The 21,625-nt window shown below is 64.1% G+C and carries 20 protein-coding genes and 1 pseudogene; 5 read left to right on the forward strand and 16 right to left on the reverse strand.

Features of this window, described 5'->3' with window-relative positions; all coding sequences use genetic code 11:
* Nucleotides 1-52: 52 nt before the first annotated feature.
* From ABIA42_RS15360 to ABIA42_RS15380, 5 genes are all read right to left on the reverse strand, one after another.
* Nucleotides 53-1,012 carry a GAF domain-containing protein gene (locus ABIA42_RS15360; RefSeq protein ID WP_370112634.1) on the reverse strand — a complete coding sequence of 320 codons (960 nt, stop codon included), beginning with the start codon at nucleotides 1,010-1,012 and terminating at the stop codon, nucleotides 53-55.
* A 207-nt stretch (nucleotides 1,013-1,219) separates the two neighbouring features.
* Nucleotides 1,220-1,537, reverse strand: a complete 318-nt coding sequence (locus ABIA42_RS15365) for a septum formation initiator family protein (protein WP_028177591.1) — start codon at nucleotides 1,535-1,537, stop codon at nucleotides 1,220-1,222.
* 177 nt (nucleotides 1,538-1,714) lie between these two features.
* Entirely contained in the window at nucleotides 1,715-2,266 is a 552-nt protein-coding gene (locus ABIA42_RS15370; RefSeq protein WP_271528189.1) for an NADPH-dependent FMN reductase, read from the reverse strand.
* Nucleotides 2,267-2,446: 180 nt separating this feature from the next.
* Nucleotides 2,447-3,445 (reverse strand): MBL fold metallo-hydrolase, encoded by a 999-nt coding sequence (locus ABIA42_RS15375; RefSeq protein WP_370112631.1) that lies wholly within the window; start codon nucleotides 3,443-3,445, stop codon nucleotides 2,447-2,449.
* Nucleotides 3,446-3,562: 117 nt separating this feature from the next.
* Nucleotides 3,563-4,519 carry an AraC family transcriptional regulator gene (locus tag ABIA42_RS15380; protein ID WP_370123460.1) on the reverse strand — a complete coding sequence of 319 codons (957 nt, stop codon included), beginning with the start codon at nucleotides 4,517-4,519 and terminating at the stop codon, nucleotides 3,563-3,565.
* Between the two features lie 134 nt (nucleotides 4,520-4,653).
* Here ABIA42_RS15380 and ABIA42_RS15385 point away from each other — a divergent pair, with 134 nt between their 5' ends.
* Nucleotides 4,654-5,391: an SDR family oxidoreductase gene (locus tag ABIA42_RS15385; protein ID WP_370123457.1), complete on the forward strand. Its 738-nt coding sequence runs from the start codon at nucleotides 4,654-4,656 to the stop codon at nucleotides 5,389-5,391.
* A gap of 75 nt (nucleotides 5,392-5,466) precedes the next feature.
* Here the strand turns inward: ABIA42_RS15385 and ABIA42_RS15390 are convergent, their stop codons facing one another.
* Together ABIA42_RS15390 and eno are read right to left on the reverse strand one after the other, a co-directional pair.
* Entirely contained in the window at nucleotides 5,467-6,600 is a 1,134-nt protein-coding gene (locus ABIA42_RS15390) for a zinc-binding dehydrogenase (protein ID WP_370112629.1), read from the reverse strand.
* Nucleotides 6,601-6,644: 44 nt separating this feature from the next.
* Entirely contained in the window at nucleotides 6,645-7,928 is a 1,284-nt protein-coding gene (eno, locus tag ABIA42_RS15395; protein ID WP_370112627.1) for a phosphopyruvate hydratase, read from the reverse strand.
* A gap of 174 nt (nucleotides 7,929-8,102) precedes the next feature.
* On the opposite strand from eno, the gene ABIA42_RS15400 reads away from it, so the two are divergent.
* Both ABIA42_RS15400 and queF read left to right on the forward strand, forming a co-directional pair.
* Entirely contained in the window at nucleotides 8,103-9,080 is a 978-nt protein-coding gene (locus ABIA42_RS15400) for a lyase (protein WP_370112625.1), read from the forward strand.
* 52 nt (nucleotides 9,081-9,132) lie between these two features.
* Nucleotides 9,133-9,585: a preQ(1) synthase gene (gene queF / locus ABIA42_RS15405; RefSeq protein WP_370112623.1), complete on the forward strand. Its 453-nt coding sequence runs from the start codon at nucleotides 9,133-9,135 to the stop codon at nucleotides 9,583-9,585.
* Between the two features lie 78 nt (nucleotides 9,586-9,663).
* Here queF and ABIA42_RS15410 read toward each other — a convergent pair whose 3' ends face one another.
* Both ABIA42_RS15410 and ABIA42_RS15415 read right to left on the reverse strand, forming a co-directional pair.
* On the reverse strand, nucleotides 9,664-10,857 hold the full coding sequence (locus ABIA42_RS15410; protein ID WP_271528182.1) for a serine hydrolase: 1,194 nt from the start codon (nucleotides 10,855-10,857) through the stop codon (nucleotides 9,664-9,666).
* Nucleotides 10,858-10,914: 57 nt separating this feature from the next.
* Nucleotides 10,915-12,555 (reverse strand): flavin-containing monooxygenase, encoded by a 1,641-nt coding sequence (locus ABIA42_RS15415; protein ID WP_370112621.1) that lies wholly within the window; start codon nucleotides 12,553-12,555, stop codon nucleotides 10,915-10,917.
* A 313-nt stretch (nucleotides 12,556-12,868) separates the two neighbouring features.
* Here ABIA42_RS15415 and ABIA42_RS15420 point away from each other — a divergent pair, with 313 nt between their 5' ends.
* Nucleotides 12,869-13,756: a helix-turn-helix domain-containing protein gene (locus ABIA42_RS15420; RefSeq protein ID WP_370112619.1), complete on the forward strand. Its 888-nt coding sequence runs from the start codon at nucleotides 12,869-12,871 to the stop codon at nucleotides 13,754-13,756.
* 17 nt (nucleotides 13,757-13,773) lie between these two features.
* Here ABIA42_RS15420 and ABIA42_RS15425 read toward each other — a convergent pair whose 3' ends face one another.
* From ABIA42_RS15425 to ABIA42_RS15455, 7 genes and pseudogenes are all read right to left on the reverse strand, one after another.
* Complete coding sequence (locus ABIA42_RS15425; RefSeq protein WP_370112617.1) at nucleotides 13,774-14,982, reverse strand: MFS transporter; 1,209 nt, start codon at nucleotides 14,980-14,982, stop codon at nucleotides 13,774-13,776.
* On the reverse strand, nucleotides 14,982-15,830 hold the full coding sequence (gene kdsA, locus ABIA42_RS15430; protein WP_370112615.1) for a 3-deoxy-8-phosphooctulonate synthase: 849 nt from the start codon (nucleotides 15,828-15,830) through the stop codon (nucleotides 14,982-14,984). Before kdsA ends, ABIA42_RS15425 begins: the two co-directional genes overlap by 1 nt.
* A gap of 117 nt (nucleotides 15,831-15,947) precedes the next feature.
* Nucleotides 15,948-16,274 carry an NIPSNAP family protein gene (locus tag ABIA42_RS15435; protein WP_271528177.1) on the reverse strand — a complete coding sequence of 109 codons (327 nt, stop codon included), beginning with the start codon at nucleotides 16,272-16,274 and terminating at the stop codon, nucleotides 15,948-15,950.
* 82 nt (nucleotides 16,275-16,356) lie between these two features.
* A pseudogene (locus ABIA42_RS15440) lies at nucleotides 16,357-17,989 on the reverse strand (CTP synthase).
* A gap of 166 nt (nucleotides 17,990-18,155) precedes the next feature.
* Entirely contained in the window at nucleotides 18,156-18,539 is a 384-nt protein-coding gene (secG, locus tag ABIA42_RS15445; protein WP_197966412.1) for a preprotein translocase subunit SecG, read from the reverse strand.
* A gap of 147 nt (nucleotides 18,540-18,686) precedes the next feature.
* Nucleotides 18,687-19,445, reverse strand: a complete 759-nt coding sequence (gene tpiA, locus ABIA42_RS15450; protein WP_370112613.1) for a triose-phosphate isomerase — start codon at nucleotides 19,443-19,445, stop codon at nucleotides 18,687-18,689.
* A gap of 34 nt (nucleotides 19,446-19,479) precedes the next feature.
* Nucleotides 19,480-19,677: a hypothetical protein gene (locus tag ABIA42_RS15455; protein ID WP_271528174.1), complete on the reverse strand. Its 198-nt coding sequence runs from the start codon at nucleotides 19,675-19,677 to the stop codon at nucleotides 19,480-19,482.
* 44 nt (nucleotides 19,678-19,721) lie between these two features.
* Between ABIA42_RS15455 and ABIA42_RS15460 the strand changes: the two genes are divergently transcribed.
* On the forward strand, nucleotides 19,722-21,620 hold the full coding sequence (locus ABIA42_RS15460; protein WP_271528173.1) for a SurA N-terminal domain-containing protein: 1,899 nt from the start codon (nucleotides 19,722-19,724) through the stop codon (nucleotides 21,618-21,620).
* Nucleotides 21,621-21,625 lie beyond the last annotated feature (5 nt).

Consider the following 21,625-nt stretch of genomic DNA (forward strand, 5'->3'; position numbering starts at 1 on the left):
CTTCTGCGACAGGTAGGGCGGCCCGTCATTGCGATTGACGAAACGGCGCAGCTTAGTGGTTCAGCTCGAACCGCTTGAGCTTTCTGTGCAGCGTGGCGCGGCTGACACCGAGGGCCTTGGCGGCTGCCGAGACATTGCCGCCGGCGCGAAGCAGCGCCCGCTGCAAGACCGCGCGCTGGCCGCCGGCAAGATGATCGCGTGCGGTATCACCGCCGAGAAGGTCGGCGGCAGGCACCGGCTGCAAGGCCCGGCCGGGCGCAATTCCGAGCGCCACCCGGGCGGAGCGGGTCGCGCCGATCACGAGATCGTCCGCATCGACTGCAACGAGGCCGCTGCAACTTCCGTCCGCCGCTTGCGTCAGCACGATGCGGGCATCGGCAAAAGCCTTTCGAAACAGGTCGGCCTCGATACGCTTGGCGGCCTCGCCCGTCGCGAGTGCGATCAGGCTGGCGAAGGCGTCGGTGCGGTCGGCCCGGCAGGAGGAGACGTCGAGCACGCCCGCGACCGCCGCCTCATGATCGTAGATCGGAACGGCGGTGCAGCTCAGAAGCGTATTGCGGGCAAAGAAATGCTGGTCGCGATCGATCGTCAGCGGGCGCTGCTCGACGAGGCAGGTGCCGATGCCGTTGGTGCCCTCGTGCTCCTCGCTCCAGAGCGCACCAGTCCACAGGCCCCAGGACTGAAACGTCGCGTCGTCCGCCACCGTGCCGCGGCGATCGACCGGCACGCCATCGCCGTCGGCGAGCAGCACGCAGCAGCCCGCGGCGCCGACGGCTTGATACAGCCGGTCCATCGCGCCTTGCGCCGCGGCCAGAAGCGGCGCGACACGTTCGCGCGCCCGCTGCAGCTCGGCTTCGGTCAGCCGCATCGGCGCGGTGCGGCCGCCGGGATCGAGATGATGCAACCGGGAGGAACGACGCCACGAGGCCACGAGCGCGGACCGAGCCGCCTGGCCTGACGCGATGGCGGCCTCGACACGGGCCGCGTGATGCCGGGGCATTGACCCATTCATCACTGTTTCCTCCGGATGGCAGTCTAGAAACTGCCGGTGCTGCCCGGTTGATCTGCGTCAACACAGGCGACAGAAGCCATGCGCCCGTTGCGGCGCGGCCGTCAAGGCGGCCGTCCGGCTCCAGGCCTACGACTTTCGCTGGAATAGAGGCACGCAAGTCGGTTTCGACAGCGGCTTTCGGTGCCGCTTTCGAAAGCTGCGGATGCGCTACTTCGCCGGGATCATCCGAACGAGATCGCGCGGATTGACATAGTCGAGCTGGAAGCGCGCTCGCTCGTCCAGCATGTCGGGGTCGATCTTCTCGGACCGCAGCAGCGACACCCGCTGTTCGCTCCTGGCGCGCTCACGCTTGAGCTGGGCCAGCTCGCTGGTCAGCGCGATGATCTCCTGGTCGAGCTCCTGGCGCGCGTTGAGGCCGTATTTGCCGGTATAGGCGTTGACGCCGAAATAGCCGACGATGGCCGCCGCCATCGCATAGAGGGCAAGGCCAGTCAGGATCGATTTCAGGCGGGCGCGGGAGACCATTCTGCGAAGATGGGACAGGTTGGTTAAGGGAGTGCTAATTGGCAAAACGAGGCACACTATCCCGCCATGGCCGGGCTTGTCCCGGCCATCCACGTACTTTGCCTGCGATAACGAAGAACGTGGATGCCCGGGACAAGCCCGGGCATGACGGAGAGTTGAGCAGCCTTGGCTTAGACCTCAGCCCTGATTTTTCGCCACATGCGCAGCGAACGCGTCGATGTATTGCTGCAGCACCGTCTTGAGGGAGTCCTTGGTCAAATTGCCGTCCGCGTCGAAGGCGTCGCCGACGCCACTGAGGTAGATTTCCGGCTGCTGGAGAACCGGACCGGAAATGCCCGGCAGAATGTTCTGCAGATGCTTGGCCGCGCTGACTCCGCCGAGCAGCCCCGGCGAGTTGGAGATGATGCCGACCGGCTTGCCGAGGAACGAGCTCTTGCCGTAGGGCCGCGAGGCAACGTCGATGGCGTTCTTCAGGACGCCCGGGATCGAGCGGTTGTATTCGGGCGTGACGAACAGGACGCCGTTCGATTTCTGGAGCTTTTCGCGGAAGGCGAGCCAGTCCGCGGGCGGCGCACCCTCGAGGTCCTGGTTGAAGAACGAGATGCCTGCCGGCGTGACGACCTCGAGCTTGAGCGAGCCAGGCGCCAGCTTGGCGAGCGCATTGGCGATCTTGAGCGAGAAGCTGTCCTTGCGCAGGCTGCCGGCGATCGTGACGATGTTATAGGCCATGGAATGTCCTCGAGGGCTTGAGCGGGAGTGCCGGGGCGGCACTTAAGCCATCCGGACCGATGGATGCAAGTGCATGAATTGGTCCGATTTGGAAACGCTGCGTTTCGCGAATGCAGACCAAACAAACAAATCGGGCCGCCAAGCGGCGGCCCGATCGTTCGTGCAAACGCCGCGTGCGGATCAGATCGTCGGATTCCACGCCGACGGGATCAGGCGATACTTGGCGCCGTCCTTCTCGACATGGCCAACCGAGGGGAAGGCGAAGTGGAAGCCGATCACGGTCGCCTTTTCCGCTGCCGCCATGTCGTAGAACTTGTGGCGCGTCGCTTGCGCCATCGCGGCATCGTTGTCGAACAGCACGTGCCAGTCCGGATTGCGCAGGAAGAACTCCGGAATGTTGGTGACGTCGGACTGGATCAGCACCTTGGCATCGCCAGATGCGACCGCGAAGGAGGTGTGCCCCGGCGTGTGGCCGGGTGTCGCGATGGAGGTGATGCCGGGCGCGACCTCCTTGCCCCATTCGTACTTCGTCACCTTGGATTCGAGGCCGGCGAAGGTCTTCTTCACGTTGGCGAAGTAGTTCTTCATCATCGGATTGGCTTCGGCCTTGGCGGCGTTGTCCTCGCTGGTCCAGAACTCCCAGTCCTTGCCCGGCACCATGATCTCCGCATTCGGGAAGGCCAGCGCGCCGTCGGCCAAACGGATGCCGTTGGTATGGTCGGGGTGCAGATGCGACAACAGCACGACGTCGACGTTCTTGGGGTCGACGCCGGCGGCCTGAAGGTTTTGCAGCGTGCGGCCGACCGCGCCCTTGCTCGCCTCGAAATTCGCAATGCCGTTGCCGGTGTCGATCAGGACCAGCTTGGAGCCGGTGTTGATGAGCTGCGGGTTGAACGGCACGGTGACCATGCCCTTCGGCATGTAGGCCGCCGCGCCGGCCGCCAGCGCCTCTTCCTTCGGAATGTTGACGACGAACTTGTCCGGCATCGGGAAGGTGCGGGCGCCATCGTTGATCGAGGTGCACTCGAAGCTGCCGACCTTGTAGCGATAGAAGCCCGGCGCCTGTGTCCCGGCTTGCGGGGCTGCGGCATTCGCGGCGATGGGCCCGAGCCCGGTGACGGCCGCCGCGCCCATGGCGGCGGCGCCCGCGAGTAGGTGACGGCGATTGAGATCGGTCATGGAAATGTCCCTTCTGAGCGCCTTGCGGTTCTTCCGCTTCAAATGGCGGCGGAATAATCCCCCGCGTCGCTCGGAAGGCAAGACCTTCTTTCGGTGACGTGCCGTCGCACGTCACGATTATTTATTTGGGGCGATGGGGAATTTTTCGCCGGCGGCCTTTCCACGCCAGTATCGCTTCGGTGCATGACCGTAGATTCGTTTGAAGGCATGCCCGAAGGCGCTCTCCGACGAATATCCCAGCTGCGCGGCGGTTGCCGACACGGTCGCACCACGTCGCAGCTGATCGCGCGCAAGCCGCATTCGCCACCGAAGGAGGTAGTCGAGCGGCGCCAGCCCCACCAGGGACTTGAACCGCTTCGAAAATGCGGATCGCGACATTGCGATCGCGTCGGCCAATGCTTCCAGGGTCCAGGGGTGAGCAGCGTCTTCGTGCATCAGCCTGATTGCCTTGCCGATCCTGGCATCGACCAGCGCGTTGATCCATCCAAGTCCCTCGCCGGCCCCCTGATCTAGCGCCGCGCGGAGCACCTGGACGAGCAGGACGTCGGCGAGCCTGTCGGTGAGTACGGCCGTTCCGATTCCCGTCCCCCTGATTTCAAGGTCGAGAATGTGGAGCGTGGAATGAACGACGGCTGCCGACGGACTGCGCGATGGTATGAGCAGAAAGCGAGGCAGGGCATCGAGCAGCAATTCGGCGTCTGATGCCTCGAAACCGAAACTGCCGGCAAGGAGAACGGTATCGCTCCCCGCGCCACGCGCGACATCCGACTGCGCCCAATCGAACGCCGCTATTCCGTCTTCGGGAGCGAGGCGTTCGTCGTTGGCCAGAACGTAGGCTGGTGCATGGGCCAGAAGAAAACAGTCGCCGCTGGCAAGCCGATGATGGGCTTCGTCGCCAAAATCGATCCAGCAATCGCCTCGGATGACCGCACCGAACTTCAGGGCGGGTTTTGCCGGGAACCGATACGACCAATTGCCGCCCGCCTCGAACCTCGTGCAACGCGCAGCGCGAACGTCCAAGAGTGAGAAGGCCTGGGACAGAGGGTCCGAGGTCTTGCCCAACTGTTTGCCCAAGTGCTTGTCGAAGCGCTCGTCCGAAAGTTTGTCCAAGGCTTGATCCGATCTCGACGATTTTCGAGCATTTCAAACATAGATCATCCTCGCGACCGATGCGAATTTCATCGCGCAGCGAATTGGATGGAACACCTATGACAGGCATCGCAGGCAAGGTCATCGCCATTACGGGCGCCAGCAGCGGAATTGGCGAAGCCACGGCCCGGCATCTCGCAGAACGTGGCGCCATCGTGGTCCTCGCCGCACGGCGTTCCGAGAGGCTGGAGATGCTGACCGCGAGCATCACCTCGAAGGGCGGAAAGGCGTCGTATCTCGTCACCGACGTCAGGCAGCGCGAGGATGTCGCCAGGCTCATCGGTTTCGCGACAGACCGATGCGGAAAGCTGGACGTCATGATCAACAATGCCGGGATTGCACCGATTTCCCGTCTGGACGATCTAAGGGTCGACGATTGGGATGATATGATCGACGTGAACGTGAAAGGCGTGCTCTACGGGATCGCTGCGGCCCTTCCCGTCTTCCGTCGTCAGGGCTTTGGCCACTTCGTCAACACCCTGTCGACCGCCGGCATCAAGATCGTTCCGACAATGGCCGTCTACGCGGGATCGAAGAACGCCGTCAGGGCGATTTCCGAAGGGCTTCGTCAGGAGGCCGGCCCGTCGCTTCGGGTGACGACCATCTCCCCCGGTTATGTCGACACCGAGCTTCCATCCTCCATGACGGATTCCGCGCTACGGGCGGAGGGGCTGGCAAGCATGAAGGCGCTGGCCATTCCAGCGAGCGCGATCGCAGAAGCCATCGCTTTCGCGATAGCGCAACCGGATGGCGTGGATGTCGGCGAGATCGTCGTTCGCCCGACTGCTCAGGCATGAACATGCCGCCCAATCCAGGATAGGCCGGCGCGGCCGGCCCCTGCCCCCGGGGGCACGCGCCGTCGCAGGTCACGATTACTTATTCGGGTTGATGAGAAATTTTTCGCCGGTGGCGCGTTTGGCGTACACCGCGATGTTGGCGGGATCGAGCACCTCGGGAAGCGACACCACCTTGGTGTAGTGACTGGCGAAGGTGGTCTTCAGCTCGGACGCCACGCGTTGGCGCAGGCGGCCGATCTCGGCCGGGCCGATCTTCTGGAGGAACGGCGTCAGCAGCCAGCCGCCGACGCCCCAGCTCAGGCCGAACGAGCGGTTCAGCTCCGTCGGACGCGTGTCGAGGCTGCCATAGATGTAGACCTGCTTGTACACGTTGGAGCCGTAGCGGCTATATTCCTTCGCGGTCTTGTTGGCCGCGATTTCCATGGCGGTCAGAATCTGGCTCGCCAGCTTGCCGCCGCCAATCGCGTCGAAGGCGATGGTGGCGCCGGTCTCGACCAGTGCGTTGGTGAGGTCGTCCATGAAATCAGGCGCGCTGGAATCCACGACGTGCTTGGCGCCGATCTTGTGCAGGATGTCGGCCTGCTCCTTGCTCCTGACGATGTTGACGAGGCCGATGCCGTCCTTGATGCATATCTTGTTGAGCATCTGGCCGAGATTGGAGGCGGCGGCCGTGTGCACGAGCGCCTTGTGGTTCTCGCGCCGCATCGTCTCGGTCATGCCGAGCGCTGTCAGCGGATTGACGAACCAGGACGCGCCGTCCGCGGCCGTGGTGCCGGCTGGCAGCTCCATGACGTCGCGGACCTTGAGCACGCGGTACTGTGTGTACATCGCACCGCCGATCATCGACACCGTCTTGCCCATCAGCGCCTTCGCCGCGTCCGACGATCCGGTCCGGATCACCGTGCCGGCACCCTCGTTGCCGACCGGCAGCGACTGATCGAACCTGGCCGTCATCATCCGCATCGCAGCTTCCGGCATCGTGGCGGTGATGACAGGCATCTCCCTGGTGCCGGAAGCCTTGGCGGCCGACATGTCGGCCGCCCCGATCAGAAGCCCGAGATCGGACGGGTTGATCGGCGTGGCCTCGACGCGAACCACCACCTCATCGTCGGCCGGCTCCGGCGTCGGGACATTCACGAGGGACAATTCCAGCTCGCCGCTCTTCTTCAGCAGCGAACGCAATTGCAGTCCGGTCTTGCCGTCGCTCATGTCGATCCTCCCCTGTCCGTCTTTGCGCGGGTCGAAGCGCCGGCTTATGCCAGCGCCTTCAGTGCCGCCTTGCCGCCGTAGAGCGCCTGCTTGCCGAGCTGCTGCTCGATGCGCAGGAGCTGATTGTATTTGGCGGTGCGATCCGACCGCGCAAGGGAGCCGGTCTTGATCTGACCGCAATTGGTGGCGACCGCGAGGTCGGCGATGGTGGAATCCTCGGTCTCGCCAGAGCGGTGCGACATCACCGAGGTGTAGCCGGCCTTGTGCGCCATCTCGACGGCGGCGAGCGTCTCGGTCAGCGTGCCGATCTGGTTGACCTTGATCAGGATCGAGTTGGCGCGGCCAGCCTTGATGCCTTCGGCGAGGCGCTTGACGTTGGTGACGAAGAGATCGTCGCCGACCAGCTGGCACTTCCTGCCGATGAGGTCGGTGAGCTCCTTCCAGCCGTCCATGTCGTCTTCCGACATGCCGTCCTCGATGGTCACGATCGGATAGCGCGAGACCAGGTCTGCAAGATACTTCGCCTGCTCGGAGATCGAGCGGGTCTTGCCCTCGCCTTCATAGACGTATTTGCCGTCCTTGAAGAACTCGGTCGAGGCGCAGTCGAGGCCGAGCACGATGTCGGTGCCCGCCTTGAAGCCGGCCTTGCCGATCGCGTTCATGACGAAGTCGAGCGCGGCGTCGGCCGACGGCAGGTTCGGGGCGAAGCCACCCTCGTCGCCGACATTGGTGTTGTGGCCGGCTTTCTTGAGCTCCGACTTCAGTGTGTGGAACACCTCGGCGCCGTAGCGGAGGCCCTCGGCAAAGCTCGACGCGCCGACGGGGAGGATCATGAACTCCTGGAAGTCGATCGGGTTGTCGGCATGCACGCCGCCATTGATGATGTTCATCATCGGCACCGGCAACAGGCGCGCGGAGGTGCCGCCGACGTAACGGTAGAGCGGCATGTCCAGCGAGTTCGCCGCGGCCTTGGCGCAGGCAAGCGAGACGCCGAGGATGGCGTTGGCGCCCAGCCGGCTCTTGTTCGGCGTGCCGTCGAGGTCGATCATGATCTGGTCGATCTGGGCCTGCTGCTCGACGTCGAGGCCGCTCAGGGCCTCGAAGATCTCGCCGTTGACGGCGCCGACTGCCTTGGAGACGCCCTTGCCGAGATAGCGGGCCTTGTCGCCGTCGCGCAGTTCCACGGCCTCGTGGGCGCCGGTGGAGGCGCCCGACGGCACCGCGGCGCGGCCGAGCGCGCCGTCCTCCAGCACGACATCGACCTCGACGGTGGGATTGCCCCGGCTATCGAGGATTTCGCGGCCGATGATGTCGATGATGGCGGTCATGATGTCCACTTCCGTTCGTTAGGGCTGATCGGTGCCGCGGGTCTTACACGGGCCGCAAGCAAATGTGAACGCTTGGAAGAGCCGCTTCGACTGACGCGTGAAGCGCCTGAGATTATGCTCGACTGCATCTGGTCCGCGTGCCCAACCTCAATCTGAAACAGTCGGGGTAACGCCATGAATCGCCGCCAGTTTCTTGCTTCGAGCGCCGCGCTGCTCACCGCCCGCCCAGGGTTTGCGCAGGACGCCCCATTCCGGACAAAATACTATCCGGTCAGCCCGGGCGTCGGCCTGCACGATCTCACGCCCGCTCCTGACGGCGCGGTTTGGTTCACGGCGCAGGGCAAGGGCCTGCTCGGCAGGCTCGATCCCCGGGATGGCAGTTTCAAGACGGTGAGCCTCGGCCAGGGCGCAGCGCCGCATGGCGTGACCATCGGTCCCGACGGCGCGCCCTGGATCACCGAGGGCGGCCAGAACGCGATCGCGCGGGTCGACCCCGGCGATCTCAAGGTCACGTTGTTCCGCCTGCCGGAAAAGTTCGCCTACGCCAATCTCAACACTGGCGTGTTCGACAAGCAAGGCACCTACTGGTTCACCGGCCAATCCGGTTATTACGGCCGGCTCGCGCCGAAGACCGGCGAGATGAATGTGTTCAAGGCGCCGAAGGGCATCGGTCCCTACAGCATCACTGTCACGCCCAAGGGCGATGTCTGGTACGCCTCGCTCGCCGGCAGCTACATCGCGAAGATCGATCTCGCGAGCGGGAATGCGACCGTGGCCGAACCGCCGACGCCGAACCAGGGCGCGCGGCGCGTCTGGTCGGATTCGAAGGGCCTGATCTGGGTCAGCGAGTGGAATAGCGGCCATGTCTCGGTGCACGATCCCGCCAATGGCTTCTGGAAGACGTGGAAGCTGCCGGGCGAACGTCCCCGCGCCTACGCGGTCTACGTCGACGACAAGGACAAGGTCTGGCTCACGGATTTCTCCGCCAACGCCATCGTGCGCTTCGATCCCACCACCGAGCGGTTCAACGTGTTCGTCAGCGACAAGGCCAACGCCAATGTGCGCCAGCTCGATGGCAGGCCGGGCGAGCTCTGGGGCTGCGAGTCCGGCAACGACCGGATCGTCATGATCCAGACGATCGCGAGCGGTTGACGGCAGCGGCATTTGCGTCCATTCCCGGCACCCGAAACAGGATGTGACGACGATGGCGAAGAAATCCCTCCAGCTCGGCCGGGCGGTCGAGTGGCCGCACACACCGGAAGAAGCCCAGCTCGACCGCGTGCCCAATCCGCAAAAGGGCACCGATTACCTGGTGCGCTTCACCGTGCCGGAATTCACCTCGCTGTGCCCGGTCACTGGCCAGCCTGACTTCGCGCATCTGACGATCGACTACGCGCCGGGTGCGTGGCTGCTGGAGTCGAAGTCGCTCAAGCTCTACATCGCGAGCTTCCGCAATCATGGCGCCTTCCACGAGGACTGCACCGTGATGATCGGCAAGCGTATCGCCAGCGAGATCAAGCCGAAGTGGCTGCGCATCGGCGGCTACTGGTATCCGCGCGGCGGCATCCCGATCGACGTGTTCTGGCAGACCGGCCGCGTACCGAAGGGCCTATGGGTGCCCGAGCAAGGCGTCGCGCCCTATCGCGGGCGGGGCTAGGGCATATCTCGGTCACGCTGACCTTCGAGAGAAAACGGCCTCGGTCGATAGCGACGATGCCGTTCTCGCGTCATGGTCCTAGCTTGCCAAGCGCTGCCTCTGGCTCTGGTAGAACGCCGTCTCGAAGTTCATATAGCCGATGAACGACGTCGGATCGCCGAAGGGCAGAATCTGGGTGGCCCAGAACCCGCCGACATTGTTCTGCCGATCGATCCAGTAGAACAGGTTGGCAAGCCCGGCCCAGCCCAGCGCGCCGGCGGGACGTCCCGTCGGGGCTTCCTCGTCGTTGACCATGAAGCTCAGCGCCCAGGATTTGGATTGACCCGGAAAGAATTCCGCGTCGTTGCAAAGCGACGGGATGACGCCTGTGATCGGCGTTACCTTCTTGTCGCCCATATGGTTCTTTTCCGCCATCCGCACGGTTTCGGCCTTCAGCACGCGACCGTGCTCGCCAGCCCCGTCATTCAGCCACATGCGGATGAAACGCATGTAGTCGCCGACCGTGCCGTACAGGCCGTGGCCGCCCATGTGGACCTCGGGCTTTGCCGGAAGCTCGAAATCCATCGGCGTCAGCGACCCGTCGGCGTTTCGCGCGTGGATGCCGGCCAATTTCTTGCGCATAGCGTCGGTCAGCTCGAAGGTCATGTCCTTGATCCCGAGCGGTTCGAAGATGCGCGTCTTGAAGACCTCACCGAGTCGCTTGCCCGTGATGGCCTCGACGATCTGGCCGCACCAGTCGAGATTTGTCCCATAGTCCCAGCGCTCGCCGGGATCGAACAGCAGCGGGGTCATCAGGCAGGCTTTGGTCGCGGTGATCACGCTGGGCTGCCCTTTCTCCTGGGCCAGCCGGTTATAGGTGTGGTTGATGAAATCGTAGCTCAGGCCCGCCGTGTGGGTCATCAGCATGCGCGTGGTAATATCCCGCCTCGGCGCGCGCAGGATCGGCTCGCCCGCTGCATCGAAGCCCTCGATCACCTGCAGCTTTCCGATCTCGGGCGCGTAGCGCTTCGCGGGCGCATCGAGATCGAGCTTGCCCTCCTCGACGAGTTGCAGAACGGCCGTGCCGGTAATCGCCTTGGTCGTGGAGAAGATGGCGAAGACGCTGTCGGTGGTCATGTCCGCCGGCTGATCGAGACGGCGTTTGCCGGCCGCCCCTTCATAGATGTTGCGCTGGCGGTCCGTCACCATTGCGACAACGCCGGGCACGCGCGGTGTGGATGTGACGACGCCGTCGAGAACGGCATCTGCCGTCGCGCCAAAATTCATGATCATGATCGTCCTTCCGTGCCTGGATTGGATTGATATGGTCGACGCTCGCATCGCGAGCGCTCATTGCATCGCGAAGCCCTCGTAACCGTTCGCCGCGACCTCGTCGCACTTCTGCCGATAGGCGCCGACGCCGCCGCAATACGACAGGACACGGCGCGGCTTGCCTTCGACGTTCGAGCCCAGGTACCAGGAACTGGTCTTCGCGATCAGCGTCGCATTCGCGATCTCGTCGTGATGGGCCACCCAGCCATCCTGGGCGTCCTTTGTCGGCTCGACCACCTTCAGGTTCTTGCTGCGCATGTACCTGATGCAGTCATCGATCCATTCGACCTGCTGCTGCAGGCACGTGGTCATGTTGCACAGCGCGGCCGACGGCGCGAGCGGGACGGCGGTCGTGAACAGGTTGGGATAGCCGTGAACCTGCAGGCCCATCGTGGTGCGGATGTCCCTGCCCCAGTCCTCCCTCAGCGATCGGCCGTCGCGGCCCCTGATATCGATGCGCGTCAAGGCACCGGTGCCGGCGTCGAAGCCGGTTGCAAGGACAATGACATCCAGCTCGTGGACCGTACCGTCAGCGGTCTGAATGCCCTGCGGCGTTACGCGTTCGATCGGATTGCTCTTGACGCTGACGATCTCGACGTTGGGACGATGGAAGACCTCGAGGAAGTTCTGCTCGAGCGGTACACGGTGCGTCCCGAATCCATATTCGGCCGGAATCAACGCATCGCACAGTTTCGGATCCCCGAGCCGTTCGCGCATCTTCCCGCGCACGAATTCGGAGATCTCGGCATTGACCTCCGGGTCGAAGAACAGCTCGGCGAACGAGGATATCCATAGTTTCAGGGAACCGTCATTCCAGCAATCCTCGATCACCGCCCGCCGGCGCTCCGGCGTGAGGTCTGCCCAGGCGTGCTCGAAGTCGTATTCAAAGCCGGTGAAGGTGCGCGGCAGGCGCTCCGTGAGCGACTTGAATCTCGACTTGTAGTCCTCGGCATCCGCGGCTCCAAATTTCGGATTCTTCATCGGGATGACGTATTGCGGCGTGCGGATGAACACCTTGAGATGGCCGACATCGCCGACGATCGTCTGGATGACCTGGATGCCGGTCGCACCGTTGCCGATGACGCCGACGCGCTTGCCCGCGAGGTCGACAGGCTGCTTTGGCCAGCGTGCCGTATGGAACAACTGCCCCTCGAAAGTCTCCTGCCCCGGAAACGACACGTAGGGAGCCGACAGCATGCCGCAGCAGGTCACCAGAAACTGGGTGTCGATCACGTCGCCCTGGTCGGTCGTGACCAGCCAGCGCTGCGTGGCCTCGTTGAAATGCGCGCTCTTGACCGTCGTGCCGAACTGGATGTCCCTGCGCAGATCGAGACGGTCGGCGACGTAGTTCATCCAGCGTTCGATTTCGGGCTGGCCCGGGAACTTCTCGCTCCAGCTCCAACCCTTGTAGAGCTCCTCGGAGAAAAGATACTGATAGATGTAGGCCTCAGAATCGAAGCGCGCGCCGGGATATCGATTCCAGTACCAGGTGCCGCCGACGCCTGACGCGGCGTCGATCGCCCTGACGCTCAATCCCTGCTCGCGCAGACGATAGAGCTGATAGAGCCCGGCGACGCCGGCTCCGACAACCACGGCATCGAACTTCGCGGTTCCATGCGAACCGTTGCTTCCATTGGACTTGGTCGCGACTTCCGCCATTCTTTCCTCCTCGGTGATTTTTGAGTGCGCACGATCTTCCCCACCCGTCATGCGATCGGATGGTGGTGCAGCGCGTCATTGTTGATCCCGTCAGTGCGGGACGGGGGAAGCTATGAGTCTTCCGGCGGTTGGAGCTTGAACAAATCGGACAATCCTTTGAACGAAGCCGCACGTTCCCTTGCCGGTACTGCAGTTCGGCAACGCGGCTCGCTTGGCAAATGGCAAAACCGGCTTATGCTCGTCTCCGCCGTACGGCCAATGAGAAGCAGAAGCGGTCAACGCGCCTTACAATTCAGGGAAGGAGTCTCACGCGATGGGCCAATTCATCACGGTCGAGGAGCTGCCACGCTACGCTCCCGGCCAATTGATGCTGGACAGTTCCGCGGTAGGCAAGGCTGACTTTAGGCTGCGCGTCTTCCGCTATGCGCCGTCCGACATCTGGGTGCCGCCGTCGGAGAACTTCCTGATTGTCGTCTATCGCGAAGGCACAACGTCGATGAACCGCCGCGTCACCGGCGCCTGGAAGCAGGATCACGTCGGACGCGGCGTCACAACCCTGCTGACACGCGCGGAGCCTTCGAACTGGCGCTGGAGCAATGACCTCGAGGTCAGCCATTTCTACATCTCGCCGGGCCTGATGACGAAGACCGCGAGCGAGGCATTCGACCGCGACTCAGAAGGCGTCGAGCTCCACGATCTGCTCAGGATCGAAGATCCGGTGCTGACCTGGATCGGCGACCGGATGGTGCAGGAGGTGTCCGAAGGCGGTCCGGGCGGCCGGCTCTGCTACGATGCGCTGGCACTTCAGGCGAGCGTGCACATCTTGCGAAACTATGCCTCGGTGGAATTCAAGCTGCCCTGTTCGCAGGGGCGCTTCAGGCCAGCGCATGCAAGGCTGATCGAGGACTATGTCGAGCAGAACATCTCCAGGAACATCACGCTCGAGGAACTGGCCAGTATCTGCAACTGCTCGCCGGTGCAGTTCGCGCGCAAGTTCCAGGTGCACTATGGCATGCGCCCGCATGCCTATGTCCTGAGCCGCAAGGTGGAGCGCGCCTGTCAGTTTCTGCGCAAGGATCGGCTCGCCCTGAAAGAAATTGCGCTCTTGAGCGGATTTTCAGATCAAAGCCATCTCAATCGGATTTTCCGCAGACACATGAACGTCACGCCGGCCGAGTATCGCAAGAACTGCTTGAGCTAGTCTCGTGTCGCTGTCCGTCAGGCCAGCGCATCCGCCGGCGCGCGCTGCTTGAGCAGTCGGGCGCAGACGAGGCCCAGCACCACCATGATCGCGGCGCTCACGAGTAGCGTCGGCACCTTGCCGCCGTGCTGGAGGCCGAAGCCATAGGCGAGCGGTCCCACGGTCTGCCCCATGAAGAAGAAGAACGAATGCAGCGACAGCGCGGTGGCGCGCGCCTCGACCGAGAGCTCGCTGGCAAACACCTGGAGACAGCCATGGGCAATGTAGAACCCCCAGCCCATGACGATGAGGTTGAGCGCCTGAACCTCCCAGCGCGGGCCGAAGGCCACGGCGACGAGCTGCGAGGCCACCAGCGTCATGCCCGCGATCATCATGCCCCTGACGCCCAGCCAAGGCAGCAGGCGCGACACCGTCAGCGTGTAGAACAGGCCGCCGACCGCAAAGCCGGCGATGACGATGCCGGCGATCGACAGCGAGGTCTGGCCGAGCTCGAACAGGAACGAAGCGATGTAGGGAAACAGCCCGAGCACGCAGCAGCCTTCGATGAACACCGCCGAGTAGCAGACATAGGCGTTCGGATTGGTGAAGATGGTGCGATAGCCGGCCTTCAGCGCCGACAGGCTCATCTTCGGCGGATGCTTGACCTTGGCGCCGTGGAAGCCGGCCGCAACGGCGATCGAGGCAACGATCACGAGCGCGCCGAGCACCGCCAGCACGCCACGCCAGCCGAGGAAATCGCCGATCAGGCCGGAAGCCGAGGCGCCGAGCAGATTGCCGGTCATGGCGCCGGCGAGCGTGCGGCTGATCGCGACCTGGCGTTTGTCGGGCCCGACGAGATCGCTGGTGAGGCTCAGCGCCACCGGAAACACGCCGCCGGAGCCGATGCCGGCGAGAATGCGGGTCGCGAACAAAACCGAGAACGAGGACGATAGCGCGCCCAGGATGTTGGCAAGGCCGAGCAGCGCGAGGCAGCCGATCATCAGCCGCGTCTTGCCGAACAGATCGGCGGCTGCGCCGATGATCGGCTGGATGATCGAGAAGGTAAAAGCGAACACCGCGGCAAAGCCCGCGGCAGTGGCGATGCTGACGCCAAAATCCTCTGCGACGTGCGGCAGCACCGGATCGAGCGCACGTGCCGAGAGCGCAGCGGCGAAGCTCGCGCCTGATATAACGTAGAGCGCCGGCGGCAAGCCGTGATCGTGCGGCCGCGCCTCGCCTTCCTGCATCAGCGCGGATTCTTTGCGAGCGCGTCGAACGCCATCAGTCTTGCGATCAGCGACTCGAACTCGCGCAGGGGCACCATGTTGGGTCCGTCCGAGGGCGCGTGGTCGGGATCAGGATGGGTCTCGATGAAGACGCCGGCAACGCCGACCGCAACGGCCGCGCGTGCGAGCACCGGCACGAATTCGCGCTCGCCGCCCGAGGAGGCCCCCTTCCCGCCGGGTTGCTGCACCGAATGGGTGGCGTCGAAGATCACGGGCGCGCCGGTGGTACGCGCCAGGATCGGCAGCGCGCGCATGTCGGAGACCAGCGTGTTGTAGCCGAAGGACACACCGCGCTCGGTGACGAGCACGTTGGGATTGTCGGCGCCGGTGATCTTGCTCACCACATTGGCCATGTCCCAGGGCGCCAGGAACTGGCCCTTCTTGACGTTGACGACCTTGCCGGTTGCGGCCGCGGCCAGAAGGAGATCGGTCTGGCGGCACAGGAAGGCGGGGATCTGCAAGATGTCCACGGCCTGCGCCACCTCGGCACATTGCGTGGCCTCGTGCACGTCGGTCAGCACCGGCAGGCCAAGCGAGGATCGGATCTCGGCGAAGATCGGCAGCGACTGCGCGAGGCCAAGCCCGCGCGCCGCCGACGCGCTGGTGCGGTTGGCTTTGTCGAAGGAGGTCTTGTAGACGAGGCCGATGTTCAGCCGCGCGGCGATCTCCTTCAGCGCGGAGGCCACCTCCAGCGCATGCTGGCGGCTCTCGAGCTGGCACGGCCCGGCAATGACCGAGATCGGCAGATCATTGCCGAACTTGACCGTGCCAATGGTGACGACCGGCGCCGCTGAATTCGAAGAGCTCAAGACAAATCCCTCGTTTCGGCGCGACCATAACCGCGATGAGGGTCGGATCAACCCTCTTCCGCCCGGGCCGTTCGAATATCAGGGTTGCGCCAGGGTTCCCCGCTGCGGCAGGGATGGCTACTTCACCGCCGAGAAGGCGGTGGGCGCCAGGATTTGGCTGACGATGTTGCCGACGATCTGGCCGTCCGCTTCCGACTTGGCGCGCGCCTCAAGCCAGTCCGGATCGGTCATGAACGCGCCCCACTTCTTCTCGCGCTCGGCGAGCGACTCCCAGGCCAGGAAATAGGTCAGCTCCTGGTTGGATTCACCGATCAGCGTCGTAAAGAAGCCGGCCTGCTTGATGCCGTGCTTCTCCCAGATCTTCAGCGTGACCGTGTCAAAGCGCTTCAACAGCGCCGGCAGACGGCCGGGCACGCAGCGATACTGACGCATTTCGTAGATCATCGGAGCTCACTCCCTGCATTGTTGTTCTTGCGGCAGGGAGTTGTCGCAACGAACGGCGCGATCGTCAAAGGCCCAGAGCGCGCTACACCAGCCGGCTCTGCTTCGCCGCCGCCTCGATAAACGAGGCGAACAGCGGATGCGGCTCGAATGGCCGCGACTTCAGCTCGGGGTGAAACTGGACGCCGATGAACCAGGGGTGGTCCTCGTACTCGACGATTTCAGGCAGCACGCCGTCGGGCGAGAGCCCCGAGAACTTCAAGCCGTGCTGTTCGAGCCGATCCTTGTAGGCGGTGTTGACCTCGTAGCGATGGCGGTGACGCTCGGAGATTTCGGTCGCGCCGCCATAGACCCGCGAGACCCGGCTGCCGCGGTTCAGAGTCGCGGGATAGGCGCCCAACCGCATCGTGCCGCCGAGGTCGCCGGCCTGCGAGCGCTTCTCGAGCTCGTTGCCGCGCAGCCATTCCGTCATCAGGCCGACCAGAGGCTCCCTGGTGGGGCCGAACTCGGTGGAGTTGGCGTCCTCGATGCCGACGAGGTTTCGCGCCGCCTCGATCACCGCCATCTGCATGCCGAAGCAGATGCCGAAATATGGCACCGTCGCGCTCGCGCGCGAACTGTGCCGCCTTGATCTTTCCTTCCGCGCCGCGCTGGCCGAAGCCGCCCGGCACCAGGATGCCGTTGACGTGCTCGAGGAACGGCGCCGGATCCTCCTTCTCGAAGATCTCGCTCTCGATCCAGTCGAGATTGACTTTCACCTTGTTGGCGATGCCGCCATGCGAGAGCGCCTCGATCAGCGACTTATACGCATCCTTCATGCCGGTGTACTTGCCGACGATGGCGATGGTGACGTTGCCTTCGGGGTTGCGGATGCGCTCGTTGATCTCTTGCCAGCTGCGCAGCTCCGGCGGAATACGCGAGGCGATGCCGAAGGCGGCGAGCACCTCGTCGTCGAGCCCCGCGTCGTGATAGGCCTCGGGCACGGCGTAGATGTTGTCGACGTCGCGCGCCTCGATCACGGCGCTTTCGCGCACGTTGCAGAAAAGCCCGAGCTTGCGTCGCTCTTCCTTCGGGATCTCGCGGTCGGTGCGGCAGAGCAGGATGTCCGGCTGGATGCCGATCGAGCGCAGTTCCTTCACCGAGTGCTGCGTCGGCTTGGTCTTCAGCTCGCCGGCGCTCGGGATATAGGGCAGCAGCGTGAGATGGATGTAAACGGCGTGATCGCGCGGCAGCTCGTTCTTCAGCTGGCGGATCGCCTCGAAGAACGGCAGCCCCTCGATGTCGCCGACGGTGCCGCCGATCTCGACCAGCACGAAATCGTAATCGTCATTGCCGTCGAGGACGAATTCCTTGATGGCGTTGGTAACGTGCGGAACCACCTGGATGGTCGCGCCGAGATAGTCGCCACGGCGCTCCTTGGAGATAATGTCCTGGTAGATGCGCCCCGTCGTGATGTTGTCGGCCTTGGTCGCCGGCCGCCCGGTGAAGCGCTCGTAGTGACCGAGATCGAGATCAGTCTCCGCGCCGTCGTCGGTCACGAACACTTCGCCGTGCTGGTACGGCGACATCGTTCCGGGATCGAGGTTGAGATAGGGGTCGAGCTTGCGGAGGCGGACCTTGTAGCCCCGGGCCTGCAACAGGGCACCGAGTGCCGCCGAAGCCAAACCCTTGCCGAGCGAAGAAACCACGCCGCCGGTGATGAATATGTACCGCGCCATGGGACTTAACCTCTAATCCCCTAAATTCGATTCGCCAAAGCGATTCGTATTCCGCCCCAAAGATTTTGCGGGCCTGTGGGTGAGCCAGAACTAAGAGTGGTGACAGTGCCTTGATGGGGATTGTTGATGCAGGACGGTAGCAGCCGGCCTGCATGGCCCCCCTGCTTTATTGCGAGCGCGGCACCTGCGGGCCCGATGGCGCCTGGTTCTGCTGCTCGTCGGCCTTCTTCAGCGAATCCAGGATGCCACCCGAGGTCGGCGGCGCGATCGGCGACCCGCCGGCCGGCTGGGTCTGTGACGCAGGCGTGCCAATGATGGATGACGGCTTGCGGTCGTAGCCGGCGTACCAGGACAGGAACAGGCTTGTGAGGAAGAATCCGACGGCCAGGATCGCAGTGGTCCGCGTCAGAAGATTCGCAGTGCCGCGGCTCGACATGAAGCCGGCGCCTCCGCCCATGCCGAGCCCGCCGCCTTCCGACTTCTGGAGCAGGACGGTGCCGATCATGACGGCAACGATCATGAGGTGGATGACGATGACAACGGTCTGCATAGTATCCTTCACAAGCGGACGGCGCCTGACGGCGGCCGATCGCGCTTCGCGGGTTTTCCTGAAGTTGCGCGGTGTTACACGATCGGGAGGGGTATTGCCACCCCCGATCGGATCCGAACCAACGGTTTGAACGAGGTCGGGCAGCGCTTAGTTAGGACAGCCTTTGGCGATGGCAAGGAAATCGGCCGCTTTCAGGCTGGCGCCGCCGACCAGCGCGCCGTCGACGTTTTTCACCGCCATCAGCTCGGCCGCGTTGGACGGCTTGACCGATCCGCCGTAGAGGATGCGCATTCTGGCACCTTCGTCTTTGAACCGGGAGATCAGGAGTTCCCGGATAAAGCCATGAATCTGCTCGACATCCCTGGCCGTGGGCGTCAGCCCGGTGCCGATCGCCCAGACCGGCTCGTAGGCCACGACCAGATTGGCCGCGGTGGAGCCGTCCGGCAGCGAGCCGTCGAGCTGGCCACGCAGGACGTCCAGGGTCTGCCCGGCATCGCGCTGGCCTTGCGTCTCGCCGATACAGACGATCGCCGTCGCCCCGGCGCGCCAGGCGGCTTCGGCCTTTTGGCGGACCAGAGCATCGCCCTCGCCGTGGTCGGCGCGGCGCTCGGAATGGCCGACGATGATGGCGGTTGCGCCCGCATCCACCAGCATTTCGGCGGCGACATCGCCGGTATGGGCACCGGAGGCCTTGGGATGGCAGTCCTGGGCTCCCACCGCGACCTTCTTGCCCCGCGCCTTGTCGGCGAAGGCGGCGACCAGGGTCGCCGGCGGGCAAACCAGCAGGTCGGCCTTGCCGGCTACGTCTGCCGCACCGTTGAGCATGGCGTCGAATTCGGCAGCCTTGGCCTTCAGGCCATTCATTTTCCAGTTGCCGGCAATCAGCGGTCGGATGGCGTCGGTCATGTCAAGGTCCAGCAAAATGAGGTTTGTGGATGCGCTAGCAGAGCTGTCGCGGCAGTTCCAGATTCTTGTTTTGACGCGTTTTCGTGAAGCGAACCGGGTCCACTTCGCTGGAAAACGCTTTGGGGCCTTTAACCGCAGTCTCGAGGGGCCGCGTGAGGCGAGGTTGCGGGGGGAAAGCCGCCACTTTATGATGATTGATCAATTTGGTGACGCGCTTTTGCGGAATCTGCATTAAGACGCGCTCCGTTCCCCTCCTGACCAAACAAGTTGGACCAAATGCTTCGAGGAATGCGCAAGGCCTCATCAAACTGGCTCGGCAAGACGATAATGGCCATTGTGATGGGCGTGTTGATCGTCAGTTTCGGCATTTGGGGCATCGCCGACATCTTCAAAGGCTTTGGACAGTCCACGGTGGCCAAGGTCGGCAGCACGGAGATTTCGGTCAACGAGTTCCGTCAGATCTACACCGACCGCCTGCAGCAGATCAGCCGCCAGTTCGGCCGGCCGTTGACGCCCGACCAGGCCCGCGCCTTCGGCCTCGATCGCCAGGTGCTCCAGCAGACCATCGCGGAAGCCGCCCTCGACGAAGAGGCGCGCCGGCTCGGGCTCGGCCAAACCGACGACCAGATCCGCCAGGTCATCATGAACGACCCCAACTTCAAAGGCGTCGGCGGCAATTTCGATGCGAACCGCTTCCAGGCCGTGATCCGCAATTTCGGCTATACCGAGCAGCGCTACGTCGCCGAGCAGCGCAAGGTGTCGCTGCGCCGCCAGATCACCGGCACGATCGGCGCTGGCATCGAGCCGCCGAAGACCATGATCGACGTGCTGACGCGCTACCAGAACGAACAGCGCGCCATTGAATTCGTCAGGCTCGACGCAGCTCAAGCCGGCCAGATCGACGCGCCCTCTCCCGAAGCCCTCGCCACCTATTTCGAGGATCACAAGGTCCAGTTCCGCGCGCCCGAATACCGCAAGATCGCCTTCGTCGTGATCTCGCCGGAAGACATCGGCAAATGGACCGAGGTCTCCGACGAGGACGCGAAGAAGGTGTTCGAGCAGCGCAAGGACCGGCTCGGCACCCCGGAGAAGCGCCAGATCCACCAAATCGTATTCCCGAATGCGGCCGAGGCGCAGGCCGCGCGCGAACGGCTCGCCGGCGGGATGTCGTTCGAGGATCTCGGCAAGGAGCGCGGGCTGAGTGCCTCCGACGTCGACCTTGGCCTCGTGACCAAGTCTTCGCTCGATCCCGCGGTCGGCGACGCCGCCTTCGCGCTTCCCGTCGGTGAGATCAGCCAGCCGATCCAGGGCGCTCTCGGCACCTCCATCGTCAGGGTCGACAAGATCGAGCCGGGCAAAGAGGCGGACTACGCGAGCCTCGCCGGCGACATCAAGCGCGAGATCGCGACCGAGCGCGCGCGCGTCAAGGTCGCCGATCTCCGCGACAAGATGGAAGACGAGCGCGGCGGCGGCTCCAGCGTGATCGACGCGGCGCAGAAGCTCGGCCTCACCGCCGTGACCATCGACGCCGTCGACCGTTCCGGCCGCGCCCCGAACGGCCAGCCGGTCGCCAATATCCCGCAGGGTCTCGACGTGGTGTCGCAGGCCTTCAATACCGACGTCGGCGTCGACAACGACGCAATCTCGTTCAAGGGCGGCTATGTCTGGTACGACGTGCTCGCCATCACGCCCTCGCACGACCGCAATCTCGACGAGGTCCGCGACCAGGTCGAGGCGCGCTGGCGCCAGGACCAGATCGCGGCCAGGTTGAAGGCCAAGGCGACGGAGATGGTGCAGAAGCTCGAAGCAGGTGGCAAGCTCACTGACGAGGCCGCCGCGGTCGGCGCCAAGGTCGAGACCGCCACCGGCTTCAAGCGCGACGACTCGCCCGCCGGCGTGCCCGCCACCGTCGTGTCGGCCGCCTTCCGCACCGCCAAGGACGGCGTCGGACAGACGGCCGTGAGCGGCGGCAGCGAGGTCATCGTCTTCCGCGTCACCGACATCGTCGATCCCGCGGTCGATTTCGCCTCCGACGCGGTCAAGAAGCTGAAGGAGAGCCTCGACCGGGCCCTGACCGAGGAGCAGGTTGCCTCCTACGTCAACAAGCTCGAGACCGACATCGGGACCACCATCAATCAGGCCGCCTTCGCGCAGGTGACCGGCGCGAACCAGTGAGCTGA

The organism is Bradyrhizobium sp. USDA 327 (genome assembly GCF_041262065.1).
Lineage (GTDB): Bacteria > Pseudomonadota > Alphaproteobacteria > Rhizobiales > Xanthobacteraceae > Bradyrhizobium > Bradyrhizobium liaoningense.